The sequence below is a fragment of the Achromobacter sp. Root565 genome, assembly GCF_001427425.1.
In the GTDB taxonomy this organism is placed as follows: Bacteria; Pseudomonadota; Gammaproteobacteria; order Burkholderiales; family Burkholderiaceae_B; genus Achromobacter; species Achromobacter spanius_D.
Window position 1 is genome coordinate 3268850 of record NZ_LMGO01000001.1, and the last position, 19419, is coordinate 3288268.

The 19419-nt window shown below is 67.1% G+C and carries 17 protein-coding genes; 7 read left to right on the top strand and 10 right to left on the bottom strand.

Going from position 1 to position 19419, the window contains the following annotated elements:
- Positions 1-72: 72 nt before the first annotated feature.
- Positions 73-804: a TenA family transcriptional regulator gene (locus ASD71_RS14665; protein ID WP_056319353.1), complete on the bottom strand. Its 732-nt coding sequence runs from the start codon at positions 802-804 to the stop codon at positions 73-75.
- Positions 805-1030: 226 nt separating this feature from the next.
- On the opposite strand from ASD71_RS14665, the gene ASD71_RS14670 reads away from it, so the two are divergent.
- Positions 1031-1246 carry a hypothetical protein gene (locus ASD71_RS14670; protein ID WP_056565171.1) on the top strand — a complete coding sequence of 72 codons (216 nt, stop codon included), beginning with the start codon at positions 1031-1033 and terminating at the stop codon, positions 1244-1246.
- A gap of 70 nt (positions 1247-1316) precedes the next feature.
- Here the strand turns inward: ASD71_RS14670 and ASD71_RS14675 are convergent, their stop codons facing one another.
- Entirely contained in the window at positions 1317-1748 is a 432-nt protein-coding gene (locus ASD71_RS14675) for a DUF2809 domain-containing protein (RefSeq protein ID WP_056565174.1), read from the bottom strand.
- Between the two features lie 212 nt (positions 1749-1960).
- Between ASD71_RS14675 and ASD71_RS14680 the strand changes: the two genes are divergently transcribed.
- Both ASD71_RS14680 and ASD71_RS14685 read left to right on the top strand, forming a co-directional pair.
- Entirely contained in the window at positions 1961-3652 is a 1692-nt protein-coding gene (locus ASD71_RS14680) for an MFS transporter (RefSeq protein WP_056565177.1), read from the top strand.
- Positions 3653-3668: 16 nt separating this feature from the next.
- Positions 3669-5750 (top strand): site-specific recombinase, encoded by a 2082-nt coding sequence (locus tag ASD71_RS14685; protein ID WP_056565180.1) that lies wholly within the window; start codon positions 3669-3671, stop codon positions 5748-5750.
- 46 nt (positions 5751-5796) lie between these two features.
- Here ASD71_RS14685 and ASD71_RS14690 read toward each other — a convergent pair whose 3' ends face one another.
- The 4 genes from ASD71_RS14690 to ASD71_RS14705 all read right to left on the bottom strand — a co-directional run bounded on the left by ASD71_RS14690 (position 5797) and on the right by ASD71_RS14705 (position 10405).
- On the bottom strand, positions 5797-6780 hold the full coding sequence (locus ASD71_RS14690; RefSeq protein ID WP_056565183.1) for a spore coat U domain-containing protein: 984 nt from the start codon (positions 6778-6780) through the stop codon (positions 5797-5799).
- A complete protein-coding gene (locus tag ASD71_RS14695) occupies positions 6777-9083 on the bottom strand; it encodes a fimbria/pilus outer membrane usher protein (protein ID WP_235512133.1) in 2307 nt (768 codons plus the stop codon). The genes ASD71_RS14690 and ASD71_RS14695 overlap by 4 nt, the downstream gene beginning before the upstream one ends.
- Positions 9084-9181: 98 nt before the next feature.
- Positions 9182-9889, bottom strand: a complete 708-nt coding sequence (locus ASD71_RS14700) for a molecular chaperone (protein ID WP_056565186.1) — start codon at positions 9887-9889, stop codon at positions 9182-9184.
- A 12-nt stretch (positions 9890-9901) separates the two neighbouring features.
- Positions 9902-10405 (bottom strand): spore coat U domain-containing protein, encoded by a 504-nt coding sequence (locus tag ASD71_RS14705; RefSeq protein WP_056566931.1) that lies wholly within the window; start codon positions 10403-10405, stop codon positions 9902-9904.
- Positions 10406-10768: 363 nt separating this feature from the next.
- Here ASD71_RS14705 and ASD71_RS14710 point away from each other — a divergent pair, with 363 nt between their 5' ends.
- Together ASD71_RS14710 and ASD71_RS14715 are read left to right on the top strand one after the other, a co-directional pair.
- Positions 10769-12178, top strand: a complete 1410-nt coding sequence (locus tag ASD71_RS14710) for an MFS transporter (RefSeq protein WP_056565189.1) — start codon at positions 10769-10771, stop codon at positions 12176-12178.
- 168 nt (positions 12179-12346) lie between these two features.
- The gene (locus ASD71_RS14715; RefSeq protein WP_056565192.1) at positions 12347-13969 is read left to right on the top strand and encodes a methyl-accepting chemotaxis protein; all 1623 of its coding nucleotides are present in this window, start codon (positions 12347-12349) and stop codon (positions 13967-13969) included.
- Between the two features lie 48 nt (positions 13970-14017).
- Here the strand turns inward: ASD71_RS14715 and ASD71_RS14720 are convergent, their stop codons facing one another.
- Positions 14018-14782, bottom strand: a complete 765-nt coding sequence (locus tag ASD71_RS14720) for a carbon-nitrogen hydrolase family protein (RefSeq protein WP_056565195.1) — start codon at positions 14780-14782, stop codon at positions 14018-14020.
- An 87-nt stretch (positions 14783-14869) separates the two neighbouring features.
- The gene (locus tag ASD71_RS14725) at positions 14870-15472 is read right to left on the bottom strand and encodes a HutD family protein (RefSeq protein WP_056565198.1); all 603 of its coding nucleotides are present in this window, start codon (positions 15470-15472) and stop codon (positions 14870-14872) included.
- 113 nt (positions 15473-15585) lie between these two features.
- On the opposite strand from ASD71_RS14725, the gene ASD71_RS14730 reads away from it, so the two are divergent.
- The gene (locus tag ASD71_RS14730) at positions 15586-15876 is read left to right on the top strand and encodes a metal-sensing transcriptional repressor (RefSeq protein ID WP_056565201.1); all 291 of its coding nucleotides are present in this window, start codon (positions 15586-15588) and stop codon (positions 15874-15876) included.
- 23 nt (positions 15877-15899) lie between these two features.
- Entirely contained in the window at positions 15900-17009 is a 1110-nt protein-coding gene (locus tag ASD71_RS14735) for an S-(hydroxymethyl)glutathione dehydrogenase/class III alcohol dehydrogenase (RefSeq protein ID WP_056319378.1), read from the top strand.
- Here ASD71_RS14735 and ASD71_RS14740 read toward each other — a convergent pair.
- Positions 16948-18123, bottom strand: a complete 1176-nt coding sequence (locus ASD71_RS14740; protein ID WP_082578897.1) for a glycosyltransferase family 4 protein — start codon at positions 18121-18123, stop codon at positions 16948-16950. The genes ASD71_RS14735 and ASD71_RS14740 overlap by 62 nt on opposite strands.
- Positions 18120-19121: a hypothetical protein gene (locus ASD71_RS14745; RefSeq protein ID WP_056565203.1), complete on the bottom strand. Its 1002-nt coding sequence runs from the start codon at positions 19119-19121 to the stop codon at positions 18120-18122. The genes ASD71_RS14740 and ASD71_RS14745 overlap by 4 nt, the downstream gene beginning before the upstream one ends.
- Positions 19122-19419 lie beyond the last annotated feature (298 nt).

Here is a 19419-nt window from a genome sequence, read left to right on the forward strand (position 1 = left end):
GAGGTCTTCGTCCAGGTTCTGCGGCGCGGGCACCGCCCGGGCGTGCCGGGCGGGCCGGGTGGGTACGTGCGATCAGGCGGCAAGGCCCAGTTCGGGCAGCTTGATCTCGTCCTGCACGTAGTCGGTATAGAGCGCCGTGGTGTACAGCAGCCGCATCTGCGCGCCGATCTCGCAGATCTTCAGGCAGCGCTGTTGCAGGTCCACCGTGTTGGCGTGCTCCAGCACGATCTGGTAGCCGCGTTCGCCGTGGATCTCGTCGGACACGATGTGCAGGTCGAAGAACTCCACTTCCTCATCGGTGAAGCCGTACTTCTCGCGCAGGGTCGGCGTCTGCTTGCGGTAGATGGACGGCACCTGCGATTCCAAGCCCACCACCAGGCCTGCCACCGCCACGATCGGATCCTCGCGCATTGCCACGGCATAACACCAGCTTTGCAGCGCGCGGGTCGTGGGCGACATGTTGTCCGGATTGGTGACCCGTTCGCGGGTGGTGCCGCAGGCTTCGGCAAAGCGGATCAGCAGATCGGTATGGCGGTCGCCACCGATTTCCTCTTCGTACATGTTGGCCAGCAGGAAATCCTTGGCCTCGGTGTAGGTGTCCGGGGTGCGGGCGTACAGGTAGCCCAGGTAGTCGGCGAAGGGGCCGACGTAGTGATAGTGGTTTTCGGCCCAGCGCGACAGATGCTCGCGGCTCAGCTTGCCCTCGGCCCAGGCGATCGAAAAGGGCGATGCGTTTGCGCTCTTGCCCTTGATCGCGTTTTCCAGCGCCGTGCGGAATTCATCTCGGTTCATCAGTTCTGCCATGACTCGCTCCAGGTCCAGTGGGAGAAATTCCAGGCCTGTCTCAGCCCGGCCATGATGAACATTGTATACCGTCTACTGTTTTGGACCGCTAGGGCAATCCCGAGGTAAGCCCATTAAAGAGGGACAGTTTCAAACAGATCAAGCACTTGGCCCCCTCAAGGCCAATTGGACCGAGACGCGTCGACGGCGTACAATGAATACAATTTCAACGCAATACGGAAATACCATGAACACCCGCCACCCGCTGGGCGACGCCCTGATCGGTCAACAACTGCTCACCCACTACGCCCGCCGCGACGCGGTGCGCCACGCGACGCCGCTGTTTCCGTCGTCCTGGGCGGAACTGCTGGCTCCGTTCCGCAATGCCCGTCTGCAACCGCTGCGCGCAGCCGCACCCGCCGCGCGCACGCAACGCGACGACACGGTCTGCCAAGCTGGCTGAAGGAAAAGCCAGGGACTGAACGCCCTGGCTTGAAAAGCCCGGGACGCCTTCCCGGGCTGGCGCTACGCCGCTAGCGTCTCGCGCGCAGACTGGCCTGCATCCGGGCGTTTTGCAGCGCCACGCTCCGCTGACGGCGGGCGTTGCCGCCCGCGAGCGCCAGCACGATGGCAAAGCCCACGGTGTAGGCCAGCACGTCCCACCAGTCCGGCACGCTGCCGAACACCACGCGCAACACCGGCTGCTCGATGCGCCAGCCGAAATGCCGCGCCAGGTACTGGCCCAATTCGACCGCATAGCCCGTGAACAGCGCGGCCAGGGCCAGCGGCAGCACGCCCGCGCGGACGAAGCTGCGGTACAGCAGATAGGCCCAGCCCACCGCCACCACGTCGCCCACGAAACCACGCAGGAAGGGATAGGGCGCGCCCACGGTGGCGATCAGCGCCAGCACGGCGGTTACGGCAAGCAGGGCGGCGAACGCGCGCCCGTTGAAAGTCAGGGTCATTGAATCAGCAAACGTAAATAGTGAAACAGGGTGGGGCGTGGCGACTGCATCAGCGGCGCCGCATCGCCCGCGCCCAGGCCGGTAACAAGGCCAGCGCGCAGGTTACCGGAAAAGCGCGTGCCGCCCTCCTCGGCCGCCAGCCTTGGGCGTACCATTGAGCGACCCCGACCCAGCCCAGAACGGGCGCGATCCTCGCGTCCGGCCACGTTCCCATGCTGCAGCCCGTTTCGGCTTCGACCGACCTGCCGGCGCCCCCCCCGGCCGCGCCCGCGCCTGTCCTTCAGGTCAGCACGCTTTCCCCACTCGCTTTCCCCGCCTTTCGCGTCATCTGGATCGCCAACCTGTTTGCCAATCTGGGCACCTGGGCGCAATCGGTGGCCGCGGCGTGGGTCATCACCACGGAGCAGAGCAGCCCGCTGATGGTCGCGATGATCCAGGTGGCGGCGGCGTTTCCGCTGGTCGCCCTGTCGATCCTGACCGGGGTGCTGGCTGACAACCACGACCGCCGCAAGGTGATGCTTGCGGGCATGCTGCTGGAGCTGGCGGGCGGCGTCTTCATCACCATTCTGGCCTTCGCGGGATTGCTGCACCCCATCACGCTGATCGCATCGGTGTTCTGCATCGCCATCGGCAGCGCGGTCGTCACGCCGGCGTGGCAGGCCGCCGTGGGCGAACAGGTGCCGCGCGAGCACGTCGGCAGCGCCGTGCTGTTGAACAGCGTCAACTTCAATGTGGCGCGGGCGGTGGGGCCGGCCATCGGCGGCCTGCTGCTGGGCGCGCTGGGCACGTCCTGGGTCTTTCTGCTGAACTGTTTCTGCTACGGCGGCCTGATCTGGGCGATCTGGCGCTGGAAGCGCGACTTGCCCGTGCGCCGGCTACCGCCCGAAGGCCTCTTCGAAGGCGTGGTCGCCGCGCTGCGCTACACACAGCACTCGACCGTGACGCGCGTGGTGATGCTGCGCTCGTTCGCCTTCGGCCTGTCGGCCAGCGCGCTGTGGGCACTGCTGCCACTGCTGGCGCACGAGCACGAAAGCGGCAGCGCGCTGCTGTACGGCTACATGCTCGGCGCGTTGGGCGTGGGCGCCATCCTGGGCAGCGTCCTGGTGCGCCGGGCGCGCGCGGCGTGGGGATCCGGCGGCCTGATCAGCGTGGCCGCCGCGCTGCTGGCCGCCTGCCTGCTGGCGCTGGGCCTGACCGATACGCTGTGGGTCGCGTTTCCGGCGCTGCTGCTGTCGGGCGGCTGCTGGATCGGCGTGCTGGCCACCTACAACACGACCGTGCAGCTGCTTGTGCCGGACTGGGTGAAGGCGCGCGCGCTGGCGCTGTACCAGACCGCGATCTTTGGCGGCCTGGCGGCGGGCTCGTTCATGTGGGGCCATTTCGCGGGCACGATGGGCGTGTCCGGCGCGATGTCGGCCGCCGGCATCGTGCTGGGCGTCACCGTGGCGCTGCTGTACCGCTCGCGCCTGCCGGAACAGGTGGACGCGCGATCGCTCACCCGCGCCGACGACACCGAACCGGCCCTGGCCGACGCTGGCTTCAACACGCAGCGCGGCGCGGTGCTGGTTGCGGTGGAATACCTGGTCAATCCGGACAAGCTGGCCGCGCTGATCCACGCCGCCCGGCCGCTGCGCCTCTTGCGGCTGCGCAATGGCGCGCAGCAGTGGCAGCTGTTCCGCGACCTGGAGCGCGAAGGCGTCTGGCGCGAGGTCTTCCTGGTGGAAAGCTGGATGCAGTACCTGCGGATGATCGACCGCATGACACTGGCCGACAAGATGGTGCTGGACGAGGTGCGCGCACTGCACGCGGGCGACAAGCCGCCCGTGGTGTCGCGCAACGTCAGCTACCTGGCCATGAACGAGGCGCAGGGTTTCTCGCTGCGCCGCGCCCCCGATACCCGATGACGCGCGAGGTCCGACCATGCTTACCTCTTTGTGGCGCAACTGGCGGGCCTGGCGGCGTGGCGGGCCGCAGCTCGACGTCATCCTGTCCTCTGCCGATCCCCAAGCCCCACTGGCCGAACGCAATCTGTGGCTGGTCGATCTTGGCCGCTGGCTGAACCGGCCGGACGGCGAACCGGCGCAGGACGACGGGCGCGACCCGCGCCATGCCCGCCTGCGCTACCTGCTGCAGGTGCTGGAACGCAATCCCACTGTGGCGGCCCGCACGGCGGCCACGCTGCGCTCGGTGCTGGTGGACAACGACCCCACCGCCCTCCTGTGCGATACCGGCGTCGCCTCGCGCCCTGGATTCTGGGGTGAGTTCTGGCGCCGCATCGTGGCCTGGATGCTGCCGCCGACCGTCAATCAGGGCGATATGTCGGGCCTCTTCACGCTGCTGTTTCGCCGCGCGGGCGACGCGCAATGGATCGAGTCGCTGGACGACGAGACGCTGGCGCGCGTGCGCGCGTTGCTGCGTCTGGAAGCGCACAGCTTGGCGCAGGCAGCCGATGCGTTGCCTGCCCCCACGCCGGACGCGCTTGCCCAGCGGCTGGATCAAGCGCTGACCAGCAGCATGCAGGTGCTCGTCAGCCAGGTACGCGCCGTCGGGCTTAGCCAGGACATCCGCTCCCGTGTGCCGGGCCACGTGGACGAGTCGCCGTTCTTCACGCTGGAGGCCACGGCAGCAGAACTGTTCGACAGCACGCCGGACACACCGCGCGAGGTGGTGGGCCAGCGCCTGAACGTGCTGCGCGCCTTGTTGGACGACTGTCGCGCGGCGGGTGACGCCGTCTACGAGGAACTCAAGCGCAATGGCGTCGCGGTCGACGTGGTCTACCAGATCGAGTGCATGAAGCTGCGCCTGGCGCGCATCGAGCTGCTGCTGGGCGTGTGGATCGATCCGACGCAGCGCCACCGGTACGCGTTCCTGATCGCCGAGCTGATCCGCTGCACGCTGGCGCGCGGCAGCATCCGGCACTTGGCGGCGTCGTCGCTCGCCCAACTGGCGCGGCGCGTGATGGACCGCAGCGCCGAGACCGGCGAACACTACATCGCGCGCGACACGCTGGAATACATGGACATGGTCAAGGCATCCATGGGCGGCGGCTTTGTCGTGGCGTTCACGGTCTATGTGAAGTTCATCATCACGTCGGCCCACCTGGACAAGTGGGTGGAAGGCCTGCTGAACGCGCTGAACTACGCCGGCAGTTTTCTCGTGATCCAGTTCGCGCATTTCACGCTTGCGACCAAGCAGCCGGCCATGACGGGACCGGCGCTGGCCCGCCGGCTGGACGCGGCCTACTCGCCCGACGGGCGCGAGGCATTCGTGGACGACACGCTGGCGATGTTGCGCTCGAACGCCGCCGCGATCGCGGGCAACCTGGCCGTGGTGTTTCCGCTGGCCTGGGCGATTCAATGGCTGGCAATGCGGTTCCTGGAGCAGCCGCTCATCGATGCCGACAAGGCGCATGACACGCTGCAATCGCTGTCGTTCTGGGGACCGACCCCGCTGTATGCCGCGGTGACCGGCGCATTGATCTGGGTGTCCAGCCTGATCGCCGGTTGGGCCGACAACTGGTTCGCGCTGCATCGCGTGCACGACGTCATGGCGTACGGCCGGCGCACCCGCCACCTTCTCGGGGCGCGCGGCGCCGTGCGTTGGGCGGGCTTCTGGCGGCGCAACGTCTCGCAGATCGCCGCCAACGTGTCGCTGGGACTGATGCTGGGCCTGCTGCCGGCACTAGTCAGCGCGCTGGGATCGGAGCTGGAGGTGCGCCATGTGTCGCTCAGCGCCGGACAGATCGCGGCCGCAGTTGCAACGCTGGGCTGGGAACTCGTGCATACGCAGGTGTTCTGGCTGGCCGTGGCGGGCACCGCGGCGACGGGCGCGCTGAACGTCATCGTCAGTTTCGCGCTGGCCTTCAACGTGGCGCTGGCGTCGCGCGGGATGGGCCGCGACGATCGCATGTCGTTGACCGCTGGCGTGCGCCGCCGGATCCTGCGGCGCCCGGCAGCGCTGTTCTGGCCGGTCAAGCCGCGAGCGGCGCCTGTCGAGTCCTGATGCGGCGCGTGAATGCCTGACCGGGCGTGGCCGCAACGCCGCGCGATCAGAACGTGATCGTGGCGGTGACGACGTCGCGGTAAGTGCCGGGCCGGGGCGTCGTCTGCGCAGGCACGCGGCCATACACCGTGAAGGTCTGGTTGGCGCCCGTGCCCACGCCCGCCCGCGGCCCGCCGCCCGAGGCATCGCCCCAGACGGTGCCGTAGGCCGCGTCCTGGTAAAGCTGATAATTCACCGTGTCGGCGGCGGTCGTGTGCTTCATCTTGCGCGCCAGCACGTTGCCGGCGACCGAGCCGCCGTTCAAGGCCACCGAGAAGGCGTTGGCGTTGGTGCATCGGACGGTGATCTGGCTGTTGGCCGTGACCGCGGCGTTCAGCACGCCGCGCGGGGGAAACGCCATGTCCGTCGCGTTGATGGTGCAGTTCTTCTGCACGGTCGTGCGCACCACCAGGGGTATCGTGATGCGCTGGGTCGGCGCCGCCAGCGGGCAATTCGACAGGCCCGACAGCAGGCCGAACAGCACGTCCAGCGTGCCAGTCGTGGCATAGGTTTCGCTGTAGACCGTGTTGGCGTTGTTCACGGTTCTCACGGTGGACTGCCCGCCCGGAAGCTTGCCGTAGAACCGGAAGGTGGTCGACACGTTGCCGCCCCCCAGCAGCGGGCCGGTCATCGTCTGCGACGTGGGTTGCCCGGCGGTCGCCGCGCCCCAAATCTGGGTCCGCGCCGCGTCCGTGTACAGGTTGTAGTTCATGCGGTTCGTGCCCGCGCCCAGGGCGCGCGCCGCGATGGACGGACTGGTATTGCCCACGCCCAGACTGAAGCACAGGCGCGCGCCGATGGCGAGCAGCGAGAAATTGCAGGTCACGGCGACCGTTCCGTCCGCCACCGTGTCCCCCGGCAGCAAGGGGTTGACCGTACCGAAGTCCAGCGTGGCGGTCGTGCCCGCCGACAGCGCGCAGGTGTTTGCCTGCGCGGTTCCCGCGTACCCCGCGCATGCGCACAGGGCGGCCAGCAGCAGTGCGATCCTCATGGTTGCTCTCGTTTGAATGGCTCGCACACGATCGGTCCCAGCGTCGGTAGCGGATCGGCATCCGAGCGCGCGTAATCGAACACGGCCTCGCACGACACGCCGCCCCCGCGCACCCGCAACCGGTTGGTGGCCCCCACGTCCTCCACGAACGTCAGGCCGTCGTAGCCCACCACCGTGCGCTTGCCGCTCTCGATGTGGGCGACCTCCGCCCCGACCGGCACGAAGGCCCCGTCCGGCAGGGTCAGAATCACCGAGGCCGCGTCGTACTTTTCCACCTTGAACGTGGTCAGCACGCCGGCGCCGGACTGCGGCACGACGACCGCCCGCGTCGAGTCCAGCCGCACGTCCACGGGCAGGTCTTCCGGGTCGATGGAGATGCGGTTGGTCTGGTAGGCATTCAGGTCCGGCACCAGCAGGTGGCCGCTGCCATTGGTGCGGCCCAGCCGGCGGTTTTCGTGCAGCACCGCGACATCGGCCGTACCCTCGGTGGAGACCAGCGCGAAGCTGTCGTTGATGCGGCGCGACGGGATCACGGTGCCGTCCATCATCACCAGCGACCCGGACGCCTGCACCGACGCCTGCGTCCTGCCGCCGTAGTCCTGCACCAGCCCGCTCACCAGCCCGTACTGGCCCAGATACTGGAGCTGGCCCTGGTTGAGCTGCATGCCGCCGCTGCGGCCATTCTGCACCGCCCACCCCCAGCCGCCCTCGTAAGGCACGCTGCTCTGCGCGCTGACGCTGTAGGTGTCCTCGCCGGCTTGGCGGCCGATCGACACGCCGGCCTGCGCGCGCTCGCCCAGCATCACCGCCAGGCCCAGGAACACGCCTTCCGAATTCGATTGCGAAAAATCCTTGTACGCGCTCAGCGTCAGGACCACGCGGCTGTGCAGGTTGGCCGTGTACGAGGCCGACCCCACCTTTGCCATCGGCACGTTCGGCATGCGGTAGCCGATGTAGCTGAGCGCCACGCTTTGCGAGCGGCCCAGCGGCATCGACACCGTCACGCGCTCGGTCTGGCGCGGCACCGGCGCGTCCTCGCGCGAGCCCAGGTCGCCATAGTTGCCGATCAGGCGTGTGGCCTGCGTATCCACGCTGAATTCCGGCCGCACGTACTGGTAGCCCAGGCTCACCTGTCCGCCGCTGAAGTCGCCCGCGCTGCCGGAAAGCGAGCCGCTCAGCACGCCCAGCTGCCCCAGCTTCACCATCGCGCCGGCGCCTGCGTTATACAGCCCCGGGCCGGCCTCGGTGTGCGCCTCCAGGGTCAAGTCGTCTGTGTAACCATAGCGGCCCGACGCGGTCAGCACCGGCTTGCTGTCGTAGTCGAACGAGCGCACGCTGAACTGGCGGCGCACAAAGCCCGCCTCGACCGACCAGCTGGACAGCCCCGCCGCCAGCATCCGCGGGTCGATGTACAACGGCACCGACGTGCTGACCGTGCGGCCCAGCGCGTCGCGCGTGATCAGCGTGGCCTGGCCCGCGCCGGTGATGCCCGGTATCTGGTTGACCACGAACGGCCCGGGCGGCACGTTGCCCGAATACTGCTGCACGCCATTGACGAACAGGGATACCGACGACGGCACGACCGACGACGCGCTCAGCGACGACACCGGAAACGTGACCAGGTCCGGGCGCAGTGCAAAGTTGCGGCCCCATTGAACGCCGGCCACGCGCACCGACCGCGACCAGTTCAGCGACGAGGTGATGGTGTCGCCCAGGCGCAGCGTGCGCAGGGTCTCCTGGTCCGATCGCGTCCAGAACGTGTCGTAGCGCACGTATTCATCACCGCGCCCGCCCAGATACGCCGTGCCGGAATTGCTGAACACGCCGTTCGAATCGAAGTAGCGCTGTTCGGAATACAGCGACAGCCCGTACTCGTAGTCGGTCTGCGCATAAGCGTCGTAGTTCACCACCACGCCGCGCCCGGCCGTCGCGAGCGGCGTGGCGGGCAGGCCGCGCGTGTTCACCTCGTACGGCATGCGCAGGGAGTCGGGCAGCACCAGGTCCACCGTCTGCGCCGCCGGGTTGTACACGTAGCGCAAGCCCGCCACGGCATCCAGGCTGACTTCGCGCGTATCGGGCATGCCGATCGCGGACAGGTCCACGCCCAGCGATCGCAGCGCGGCGCCGCTGACGGACAGGCGCCCGTGCGTGTCGTGAAAGCGCAGCAGCTGGGATGTGTTCACGCCGTTGATGCTGACCTCCAGGTACACGTCGCGCTCGGCGATGCTGCCGAACGAGACCAGTTGATCGGGCGTATCCGCCGCCAGGGCCGGCGCACCCAGCAGGAAGAGTGCGAGACCCAAGGCGCGTTGCCCGCGGTGACGGGTAGCGCGCAATGCCATAGACTGCCCTTCTGTGGTTGCCGGCGGACCATGCGGCGCACCGGAACGCGGTCATGCTGTCAACGCGGACTGACGGTGACCATGTCGCCGTTGATCATTGCCCTGATCTTCACCGGCCCGGCTGCGCCCTGCTTACCCGGGATGTTCCATTGGCGCGCACTGTTGGCCAGCGCATAGCCCAGCAGCCCCTCCATCTCGGCCACCGGCTTGCCTGCCGCATTCAGGATTTGCAGCGCGGCCACCTGCGCATAGCGGCTGCCGCTATTGGACAGCCGCACCACCCAGTCGCCGCCTGACCGTTCCACGCGCCACGCAAGTTCGGGCTCGGGAGACGGCGTCATGCCCGCCACGAACACCGGCACCGAATAGCGCAGGCGCAGCACCACGCCGTTCACGCCGGGCGATGACGGATCCGGAATCTCGTCGATGATCAGCCGAAAGCCCTGCTGCAGCGGCGGCGCGTCCTTGGACACGCGCACCAGCCGCACCAGTTGCTCGCCGCCCGGCGGCACCTGGATGATGGGCGGACTGGCCTGGATGACCTCTGTGGGCGACAACACGTCATCGCCATCCGCCTGTTCCCAGCCGTAGATGCGCACCTGGCCATAGATCGGCGTGGAACCCGGATTGCGCAGCATGATGCCGCTTGCCCCTTGCGTGGGCGCAAGCTCGACCAGCACCGGAGAAATCTGCAGGGCAGCCGCCACCGCTGCGCCGCCACAGCCCGCCAGGCAGGCCGCGAGCAGCGCCCGTAAAAACATCCGCATCGGGCGGCTCCCTTAGAAGTAGACCGTCGCGGTGACCGTGGAAGAGTAGGTGCCAGGCGCGGGCGTGGTCTGCGCGGGCACGACGCCGTTCACCTGGATGGGCTGCGCGGCGCCGGTGCCGGTGCCGCCTACCCGGGCCGCCACGTCGGCGTCGCCCCACACGACCGTTGTGCTGCCCGGTTTGTAGAGCTGGTAAGCCACCGTCGCGGTATTGGCGCCGGCGCCGCTCATGAACCGTTGCGTTTCCGTCGAACCCGTGCCCGTACCCGCATTAAGGCCAACGGTATACGGCGTGGTATTGCTGCAAGTAACGGAAAGATTGGTATTGCCGGTGACCGCGGTATTCAGCACGCCCTGGCTGCCGAAATTGAGGTCAGTCGCGGAAATGACGCAATTGGCGGTAATGGTGAGCGTGACGTTGAAATTGGCGGTGGCCGTCTGAGCGAGCGCAATGCCGGGCGCCGCACCACCGATAAACAAACACAAAGTCGCTGCGCGAATGGTCGAGCGTTTCATGAAAAATGCCTCCACGGTATACGGTTGCACCATCAATCTTGCTGCGGATAATCGTACGTCCAAATATTGGTATGCGGCACCAAATAGTTTCTTATTCAGGGGGTATTTATTACGATTATTAACGAATCAGCCCGGAATATCGCACTGCAGTAATTGATGTCTCCTCTGCGACGACCCGAAATTTCGTTGTACATATTGTTGTGATTGAATTTTCTGAGCAGTTTCATTACGTGACAATTGCGCGGGGATTATCCAAACCGATAATCACGGCACGCTCGGGGTTCAAGCAGGCAGACCGCATTAGAATCTGACCCTACGACTCCGGACGCTTTGCCCGGACGCCCCTCGCAGCGCAGCCCATTCATGCTCTCGTTCTCCCGTAGTACCGTCTATCCGGCCGGCGTCGGCCTGCCCGCCGCCGAACGCCTGGGCGCTCTCATCGCCGTCATGCTGGCGGTCTGCATGGCCAGTCTGGACACGGCCATCGCCAATACCGCGTTGCCGACCATCGCGCGCGACCTGCAGGCCAGCGAGGCGGGTTCGATCTGGGTGATCAGCGGTTATCAGTTGGCGATGGTGGCGGGCCTGCTGCCGGCGGCCGCGCTGGGCGAGATCCTGGGACACCGGCGCGTCTACATCGTCGGGCTCGCGGTGTTCACGCTGGCCTCGCTGGCAAGCGGCCTGGCGCCTTCCCTGCCCGTGCTGGTGGCCACGCGCATCCTGCAGGGGCTGGGCGCGGCCGGGGTGATGAGCGTGAACGGCGCGCTGCTGCGCTTCATCTACCCCTCGCACATGCTGGGCCGCGGACTGGGCTTGAACGCCATGGTGGTCGGACTGTCGTTTGCCGGCGGGCCGACCGTGGCGTCGGCCATCCTGCTGCTCGGGTCCTGGCACTGGCTGTTTCTCGTCAATTTCCCCATCGGCATCCTGGCGGCGGTGCTGGCCCTGCGCGGCCTGCCCGACACCACGCGCTCCGGCCACGGGTTCGACGGCTTGGCCGCGCTGCTGTGCGCCATGGCGCTGGGGCTGCTTGTCCTGGCGACCAATGAACTTGCGCACGGCGCGCCGTGGCCGCGCGTGGCGCTGGAAGGCGGTCTGGCGGCCGCCAGCCTCTGGCTGCTGATGCGGCGCCAGGCCGGCCACCCCGCACCCATCCTGGCGGTGGACCTGCTGCGCCGCCCCTTGTTTGCGTTGTCCGCAGCCACCGCGGTGTGCGCGTTCGCCGCCCAGGCGCTGGCCTTCGTGTCGCTGCCGTTCCTGTTCCAGTCGGTGCTGGGCTACAGCCAGGTCCAGACCGGCTTTCTCATCACGCCATGGCCCGTCGTCGTGGCCTTCATGGCGCCGATCGCGGGGCGGCTGTCCGACAGTTATCCCGCAGGCATGCTGGGCGGCGTGGGGCTTGCCCTTCTGGCGCTGGGCATGGCGTTGCTGGCGCTGATGCCGGCCGACCCGTCGGTGCTGGACATTTCGTGGCGCATGGCGATCTGCGGCGCGGGCTTTGGCTTTTTCCAGTCGCCCAACCTGCGGGCCATCATGACCTCCGCCCCGGCGTCGCGCGCGGGCGGCGCCAGCGGCATGATCGGCACGGTGCGCCTCTTGGGACAGGCCACGGGCGCGGCCATGGTCGCCGCGTGTTTCAACGTGTCGACCACGCACGGCGCCATCGCCGCCCTGTGGCTGGGCGGCCTGTGCGCCGGGCTGGCCTGCATCGCCAGCTTTGCCCGCCTGCGGTTCGACGCGAGTGAACCGGTACAGACGCCGGCGTCGCGCTGACGCGCCGGCGGTCCAATGACAACGTAATCACGCAACACTGTTGCCGTTCATGTCGATATATTCAACCGCACGGACGTCATATTCGTAAGATGTGCAACATCCGCTAAATATGGTTCTGGCGGGGCCGTTGTCCTTATGCAGGCTTGCTGCACCTTTGGGACGACGCGCATGACACAGTTTCTGAAAGACATCACCATCCGCCGCATGATCCTGGGCACCTTGCTCGTGATCAGCCTCTTCATCGCCGGCTTGTCGGCCATCAGCGTCCATGGGCTGCGCAGCGCCGGCGAAGCGCTCGCAGCCAGCAACGAACTCCTGCACGAGGTGTCCGCGCTTTCCCGCGTCAACGACCAGATCATGCGCGCCCGGCTGCGGCTGTCGCGCCAGCTGGAATATGTGGCCGAGGGCCAGAAGGATCAGGCCGCGGCAGAAGGGCGCAGCATCGACACGGCGCTGGCCGAAGCCAGAAAGCAGCAGGCGCAGTTCATCGAGCTGGCCCGCCGCGACGCGCCGGCGGCGCTGCTGGACGCCATGCGTTCCGGCTTTGATGCGCTGGCGGAGGGCATTACCGTGCAGCGCCAGCATCTGGAAGCGGGAGCGGTGGACAAGGCCCGCGCCCAGGCGGCCGGGCCGGTCGTCACAGCCAGCCGCAGTTTCGGCAAAAGCATGGAGGAATACGAGGCGTACGCCAAGGCACGCGAAATCCAGCTCTGGGCCGACGCCGACGCGAACCGCAGCCAGGCCTACGTCGGCATGGGCGTGGTGCTGGGCATCTGCCTGCTGCTGCTGATCCTTGGCGACCGCTACGTCGTGTATTTCGTCAAACGTCCGCTGGATTCGATCAAGGGCCATTTCCAGCGCATCTCGGGCGGCGACCTGACCACGCCGATTCCGTCGTTCGGCAAGAACTGCGTGGGCCAGATAATCCCCTTCCTTCAGGAAATGCAGGCCAGCCTGGTGCGCACCGTGCATGCCGTGCGCGACGGCGTGGTCGAAATCAACACGGGCTCCAGCGAGATCGCGGCGGGCAACCAGGACCTGTCCAGCCGTACCGAACAACAGGCGGCGTCGCTGGAGGAAACCGCGGCCAGCATGGAGCAACTGCTGTCCACCGTGACCAGCAATGCCGAAAACGCCCGGCTGGCCAACGAAATGGCCAGCACCGCGTCCGAGGTGGTGCAGCGCGGCGGCGACGCCGTGCAGGCTGCGGTCAGCACGATGCGCGAGATCGCGCAGGATTCCAGCCGCATCGAGGACATCGTTGGCGTGATCGACGGGATTGCGTTCCAGACCAACATCCTGGCCCTGAACGCGGCGGTGGAAGCGGCCCGCGCAGGCGAGGAAGGCAAGGGCTTTGCCGTGGTGGCCGCCGAGGTCCGGTCGCTGGCCCAGCGCAGCGCCAGCGCCGCCAAGGAGATCAAGCAATTGCTCGATGCCTCCGGCGCCACGGTGCAGGCCGGCTCGGCGCAGGTCGAAGCCGCGGGCCTGACGATGACCGAGATCCTGGAGACCATCGAACGGCTGACGATGCTGGTGAACGACATCGCCACCGCGTCCAACGAGCAGGTGACCGGCATCGACCAGGTCAATACCGCCGTCACGCAGATGGACCAGGTGACGCAGCAGAACGCGGCGCTGGTCGAGGAAGCGGCGGCGGCCGCGTCGTCGCTGGAAACGCAGGCCCAGCGGCTGCAGTCGGCGGTCAGCGCATTCCGACTGCCGGCGCAGGGACAAGGCGCCGCGCAGCAGGCGGTGCCCGCCTACGGCCAGCCGGCGCTGTTGCCGGCCTGATGGCGGCATGCCCGGGCGCGGGCGCTGTTCCTGGCGCCCGTCCCGGGACTATTCCTTCACGTAGCAGGGATACAGCGCCTGCTGCGCCCGCGACCGGGCGGGGTCCACGTCGAACGCCACGATGGACTCCGTATCGGTGCTTTGCGCCAGCGGCTCGCCCCCCGGCTGGAACGCAAACGCCACGCCGCCGAACACCTGTCCCTCGGGCGTGCGCCCGGCACGGTTCGAGCTGACCACATAGCAGCCGGACACCAGCGCGGCCATGGCGCCGGCGGTCAGCCAACGGCCGCGCGACGCGCCGCTGGCGCGCGGCACGACGATCAGCTCGGCCCCATCGCGGCCATAGCGGCGCGCGCGTTCGTTGAACATCAGCTCGGTGCACAGCAGCACGCCGACGCGAATGCCGCCCACGTCGGCGACCTCGAACCCGTCCCGCGCACTGTGAAACCAGGCCGCCTCGAAAAAGCCCGGTTCCTGCGGAAAATACTGTTTGTGATGCAGCGCCGCATAGCGCCCGTCCTGCAACGCGAAGGCTTCATTGGCAAGCCGCTCGCCGGCGGACACAGGGCGTGAAGACACGATGGCAGGCACGTTCAGCGCCGCCAACGCGGCAAGACCCACCTCGTGGATGCGCACCGACTCGGCGGCCAGCGCGGCGTCATAGGACGGCGACGCCGCCAGCCAGGGGCCGAACGGCATCTCGTTGGTGACCAGCAGGTCAGGCGCCAATTCGTCGATGCGACCGGCGATGCCTTCCCAGTTCGCGCCTTCCGGCATCAGCCCCGCCGGGCCTTCCATCATGCAGATCCGCATGCACACCCCTTTTTCGAAGCGCCGTTGATGCGCTGTTGTCTTGGCTTTGGTGGCGCTGACGCGTTGTTTACAGCCGCGCGGCGCGCATCAGACCGCGCGCGGCGACAGTTCAATGACACACGCGTCGATGCCGTGTTCCGCGCTAAGACGATACTGGCCAAGCCAGTCCCGCCCTTCGGCGTGCAGGCAATCGTAGCGCGAGGCCAGCCGATGCTGCGCGCCGTCCAGCTCAACCGTCAGACCGTCACCGGCATTGAACACCAGCACGCTCGACGCGCTGCTGTGAAACACCCAGGACTGCGCGCCGCGCACCCATTGCAGGCGGGCGTGCCACCGGCCGGGCGCGTAGATCAGATTGAAGTCGCGGATCGGGCCGTCGAGCAGACGGCACGCCACCTGCGCGTCGCCGGAAAACGCATACGCCGTGCGCGGCGCCAGCGGCGGCTGGCGCTGCCCGTCCACCGTCAGTTCGATGCCGTGGCCTTCCAGCACGGTGATGATGCGCTGGTAGCCGCCAAAGGCAGAAAAGCCGCCATCTTGCGCCACATCGGCCAGCGAAAGACGCCAGCCGAACGACGCCGTATTGCCGCCGGGGTTGCAGGCAACTTCCTGGGTCGTGCCCCCGCCATTGCGCCACGGCATGCGGGGATAGTCCGCGGCCCGGTACAGCCGCACGTCGGAGGGGGTCATGGTCACGGATGCGTCCTTTAGGATCGGGCGGAAGACAGGCGAAATTATAGGTGCCCTGGACGCGCCGCCCCGGAATCCGTATACTCCCCCCCTGTATCGAATCGGAGCCTGCCGTGCCGCACTCCCCAGACGAAAAGAAACGCGTTGTCACCCGCTTGCGCCGCATTCAAGGGCAGGCGTTAGCATTGGAACGCGCGGTGAACGAAGGCACGGAATGCGGCGCGCTGCTGCAGCAGCTCGCGGCGCTGCGCGGCGCCACGAACGGCCTGATGGCCGAAGTGCTGGAGAGTCATCTGCGGGAAACGTTCCTGCAGTCTGCTCAGAAAAGTCCGCCGGACCCCAGGCCCGAGACCGAATCGCAGATCGATGACCTCATGCGCATCGTCCGTTCCTATCTGAAATAAACCCATCTACGTGGAGCATCGCTATGAAATCACGCGCAGCAGTCGCATTCGGCCCCGGCAAGCCCCTGGAAATCGTTGAAATCGACGTCGCGCCCCCGCAGCGCGGCGAAGTGCTGGTGCAGATCACGCACACGGGCGTCTGCCACACGGACGCCTTCACGCTGAGCGGCGACGATCCCGAAGGCCTGTTCCCCGCCGTACTGGGTCACGAAGGCGCGGGCGTGGTGGTGGAAGTGGGCGAAGGCGTGACCTCGCTGAAACCCGGCGATCACGTCATTCCGCTCTACACGGCCGAATGCCGCGAGTGCAAGTTCTGCCTGTCGGGCAAGACCAACCTGTGCCAGAAAGTGCGCGCCACGCAGGGCAAGGGCGTCATGCCGGACGGCACGTCGCGCTTCAGCTACGAAGGCAAGCCGCTGTATCACTACATGGGCTGCTCGACGTTCAGCGAGTACACCGTGGTCAACGAAATCTCGCTGGCCAAGATCAACCCGGCGGCCCCGCATGAAAAGGTCTGCCTGCTGGGCTGCGGCGTGACGACCGGCATCGGCGCGGTGCACAACACCGCCAAGGTCAAGGAAGGCGACACCGTCGCGGTGTTCGGGCTGGGCGGCATCGGCCTGGCGGTCATCCAGGGCGCGGTGCAAGCCAAGGCCGGCCGCATCATCGCCGTCGACACCAACCCGAACAAGTTCGTGCTGGCCAGCGCCATGGGCGCGACCGACTGCATCAATCCCAAGGACTACGACAAGCCCATCCAGGAAGTCATCGTCGAACTGACCGACGGCGGCGTGGACTTCTCGTTCGAATGCATCGGCAACGTGCACGTGATGCGCGCCGCGCTGGAATGCTGCCACAAGGGTTGGGGCGAGAGCATCATCATCGGCGTGGCCGGCGCCGGTCAGGAAATCAGCACGCGTCCGTTCCAGCTGGTGACGGGCCGCGTGTGGCGCGGTTCAGCGTTCGGCGGCGTCAAGGGCCGCACGCAACTGCCGGGCATGGTCGAAGACGCGATGAGCGGCAAGATCGATCTGGACCCCTTCGTCACCCACACGCTGCCGCTGGACCGTATCAACGAAGCCTTCGATCTGATGCATGAAGGTAAGTCGATCCGGACGGTGATCCACTACTGACGTAGGCGTTCTCACGGTAGACGCGTTCGGTATTGCCGACGAAGGTCGCCAGCGAGAACTCCTTGAGCGCCGTGCTGCGCGCATCCACGCCCATGGCGTGCAGCACGCCGCGGTTCGCCAGAATTTCCGACAGCGTCCGGGCCACCGATTCCGGGGACCCGGGCGGCACGATCCAGCCATTGCGGCCTTCGGTGACGTTTTCCGTCAGACCGCCCACGCTCGTCACGATGACCGGCTTGCCCGCGGCCATCATCTCGCGGCACGCGAACGAAATCGTCTCCAGCCGCGACGACAGCACAAACCCCACATCCAGTGCCGCCAGCACCGGCTCGACGTTGTCGAGCATGCCGGTGAAGACCACCTGATCCTGCATGCCCAATCCGGCAACCTGGTTGAGCATGTCGTCGCCCGGCATCGCGCCCGCGATCAGGATGGCGACCTGCTCGCGCTGCCCGGCGGGCAGCAGGGACACGGCCGCCACCATGTCGATCCAGCTCTTGTAGTCCGCCGTGCCGGCATTGCTGCCGATCACCAGCCGGTCGCGCAGCGCGGGCGGCAGAAAGCGCGTGCGCGCGTTGACGGTTTCCGTGCGGCAGGCCGGACGGTACTTCTGGGTGTCCACGCCGTTGTGCACCACGCGCAGATCTTCGTTGCGGAACACCGATTGCCGCATGCGCCGGAACGTGTGGCTGCACACGCAGATGACACGGTTGGTGCCCCACTTGGCCCGCACGCGCACGCCCAGGCTGTTGGCGTCGCGGTCGTTGTGCTGCGTATACACGATGAACGGGCGCTTACGTCCCATGCCCATGGTGGCCAGCATGCACAGCCGGTGATCCGCGGAACCGTTGACGTGGATGACGTCGAACTGTTCCTGGCGCACCAGGTGGCGCAGGCGGCGCAGCGCGGCAAGCTGTTCGAACAGGCTGCCCTTGAATTCGAGGTCAACGGTGCGCAGGCCGGGCAGGGCCTCGGCTTCGGCCAGCAGCCGGCTCTTGCGCGGCGCGCCGACCATGACCTGCGATTTCTGGCACAGGATACGCGCCAGCGACATCACGTACGTCGTGTGGCCGCCGCCATCGCCCTGGTGGAAATTGGTATAGAGGATCTTCATGATTCGGGTCTCGTCGGCGGTTGCAGGGAGGGAGCTTCAAGCAAACAACTCCAATGCCGTTTTTCAAATACGTCGTCGCCCAGCCGGCTCAGCAGCGACAGGTTGTAGACCTGGACGCCCCGCGCCCGCAGTAGCTTGCCGGCCTGCCGGAACGCGGGTTCGATGTGTCCCGCAAACTGGCGGTCCAGCGCGGTAGGCAACTGCGCGCCGGCGCTTTCATAAAAACGCGGGCCCGCGGTGGCCGTCAGATCCAGGCCATGCAGGTAGACCGTCTTTGCGCCCAGCCACGCCAGCAGCTGCAAAGCCGTGTAAGCCACCGTCCCGCCGCCAAACAGGCCGCGGGCGGCATTCAGACTGAAGCCGTGGGCGTGCATCGGATGATGCGCATCGAACAGCACCAGTTCCTCGTCAGCGCGCAGTTGCGACTCAAGCGCCTGCGGTTGCGCGCGCGGCCGCTGCGCGCGCTGGTGCACTTCCTCGAACAGTGCGATGCGGCAGCGCACCGCCCGGTCGTTGAACAGCAGCGCAATCCAGCGGTACACCTCGGGCGTCACAAACAGGATCAGATCCTGCGCCAGCACCTCGGCCACCAGGTCGCGGCGTTTCTTCACAAACCCCGCGTCGAGCATGGCGTAGTAATCAAACCGCAGCGCCGGATGACGGGCGCGCAGGGCAATCGAGCCATTTACGCCCATCACTGAGCGCATCCGGCATTGGGTGTAATCAATCTGCGCGACGGAGGGGCCGCTGAGGATCAGGTGCGCATCGCCGCCGATGCCTCGCGGTAATTCATCCAGCGGGAGGGTCGCCGGACCCCGCACGCCATGCACATCGCAACCGGTCAGCCGCTCCGGGCCGTCGCGGCGCACGGTCACGAAGGGCCAAAGCGTTTCGTTGTGACGGTCCTCCCTGGACCGCGTGTAGCGATACAAGTAGCGCAGCCCTTTGGTCACGGGGCGCGAGCGCAGCAAGCGGGGGACGAGCGCAAGACGGTGCATGATGGTTGCGCGAGTACCGCGGCGTAGCCTTACAACAGCCTGATTCTACGCAGCGCCCTCTGGGAAAACGCGAGGGGATTATGTGAGATGTAACCCTTTGAAGATTCAGTCAATCTGCCCCCAAATTTGCGGGCGGCAGCGTCCGCTACGGCCCCTTCTTTCACGCGGCGGAAAAAAGGCGATTCCCCCGCGAGGATGCCGATGCGGCACATCGGCCGGCCTCGTGCCGATGGCGTCCCCCGAACGTACGACCCGTTGGCCGCCGATTACGTTTTGCGCCAAAGAAGTCGTCGTCTGA

Bases quoted from the DNA above. Each gene is read 5' to 3' on its own strand.
- ASD71_RS14665 (WP_056319353.1), bottom strand. From the start codon at position 804: ATGGCAGAACTGATGAACCGAGATGAATTCCGCACGGCGCTGGAAAAC.
- ASD71_RS14670 (WP_056565171.1), top strand. From the start codon at position 1,031: ATGAACACCCGCCACCCGCTGGGCGACGCCCTGATCGGTCAACAACTG.
- ASD71_RS14675 (WP_056565174.1), bottom strand. From the start codon at position 1,748: ATGACCCTGACTTTCAACGGGCGCGCGTTCGCCGCCCTGCTTGCCGTA.
- ASD71_RS14680 (WP_056565177.1), top strand. From the start codon at position 1,961: ATGCTGCAGCCCGTTTCGGCTTCGACCGACCTGCCGGCGCCCCCCCCG.
- ASD71_RS14685 (WP_056565180.1), top strand. From the start codon at position 3,669: ATGCTTACCTCTTTGTGGCGCAACTGGCGGGCCTGGCGGCGTGGCGGG.
- ASD71_RS14690 (WP_056565183.1), bottom strand. From the start codon at position 6,780: ATGAGGATCGCACTGCTGCTGGCCGCCCTGTGCGCATGCGCGGGGTAC.
- ASD71_RS14700 (WP_056565186.1), bottom strand. From the start codon at position 9,889: ATGCGGATGTTTTTACGGGCGCTGCTCGCGGCCTGCCTGGCGGGCTGT.
- ASD71_RS14705 (WP_056566931.1), bottom strand. From the start codon at position 10,405: ATGAAACGCTCGACCATTCGCGCAGCGACTTTGTGTTTGTTTATCGGT.
- ASD71_RS14710 (WP_056565189.1), top strand. From the start codon at position 10,769: ATGCTCTCGTTCTCCCGTAGTACCGTCTATCCGGCCGGCGTCGGCCTG.
- ASD71_RS14715 (WP_056565192.1), top strand. From the start codon at position 12,347: ATGACACAGTTTCTGAAAGACATCACCATCCGCCGCATGATCCTGGGC.
- ASD71_RS14720 (WP_056565195.1), bottom strand. From the start codon at position 14,782: ATGCGGATCTGCATGATGGAAGGCCCGGCGGGGCTGATGCCGGAAGGC.
- ASD71_RS14725 (WP_056565198.1), bottom strand. From the start codon at position 15,472: ATGACCCCCTCCGACGTGCGGCTGTACCGGGCCGCGGACTATCCCCGC.
- ASD71_RS14735 (WP_056319378.1), top strand. From the start codon at position 15,900: ATGAAATCACGCGCAGCAGTCGCATTCGGCCCCGGCAAGCCCCTGGAA.
- ASD71_RS14740 (WP_082578897.1), bottom strand. From the start codon at position 18,123: ATGAAGATCCTCTATACCAATTTCCACCAGGGCGATGGCGGCGGCCAC.
- ASD71_RS14745 (WP_056565203.1), bottom strand. From the start codon at position 19,121: ATGCACCGTCTTGCGCTCGTCCCCCGCTTGCTGCGCTCGCGCCCCGTG.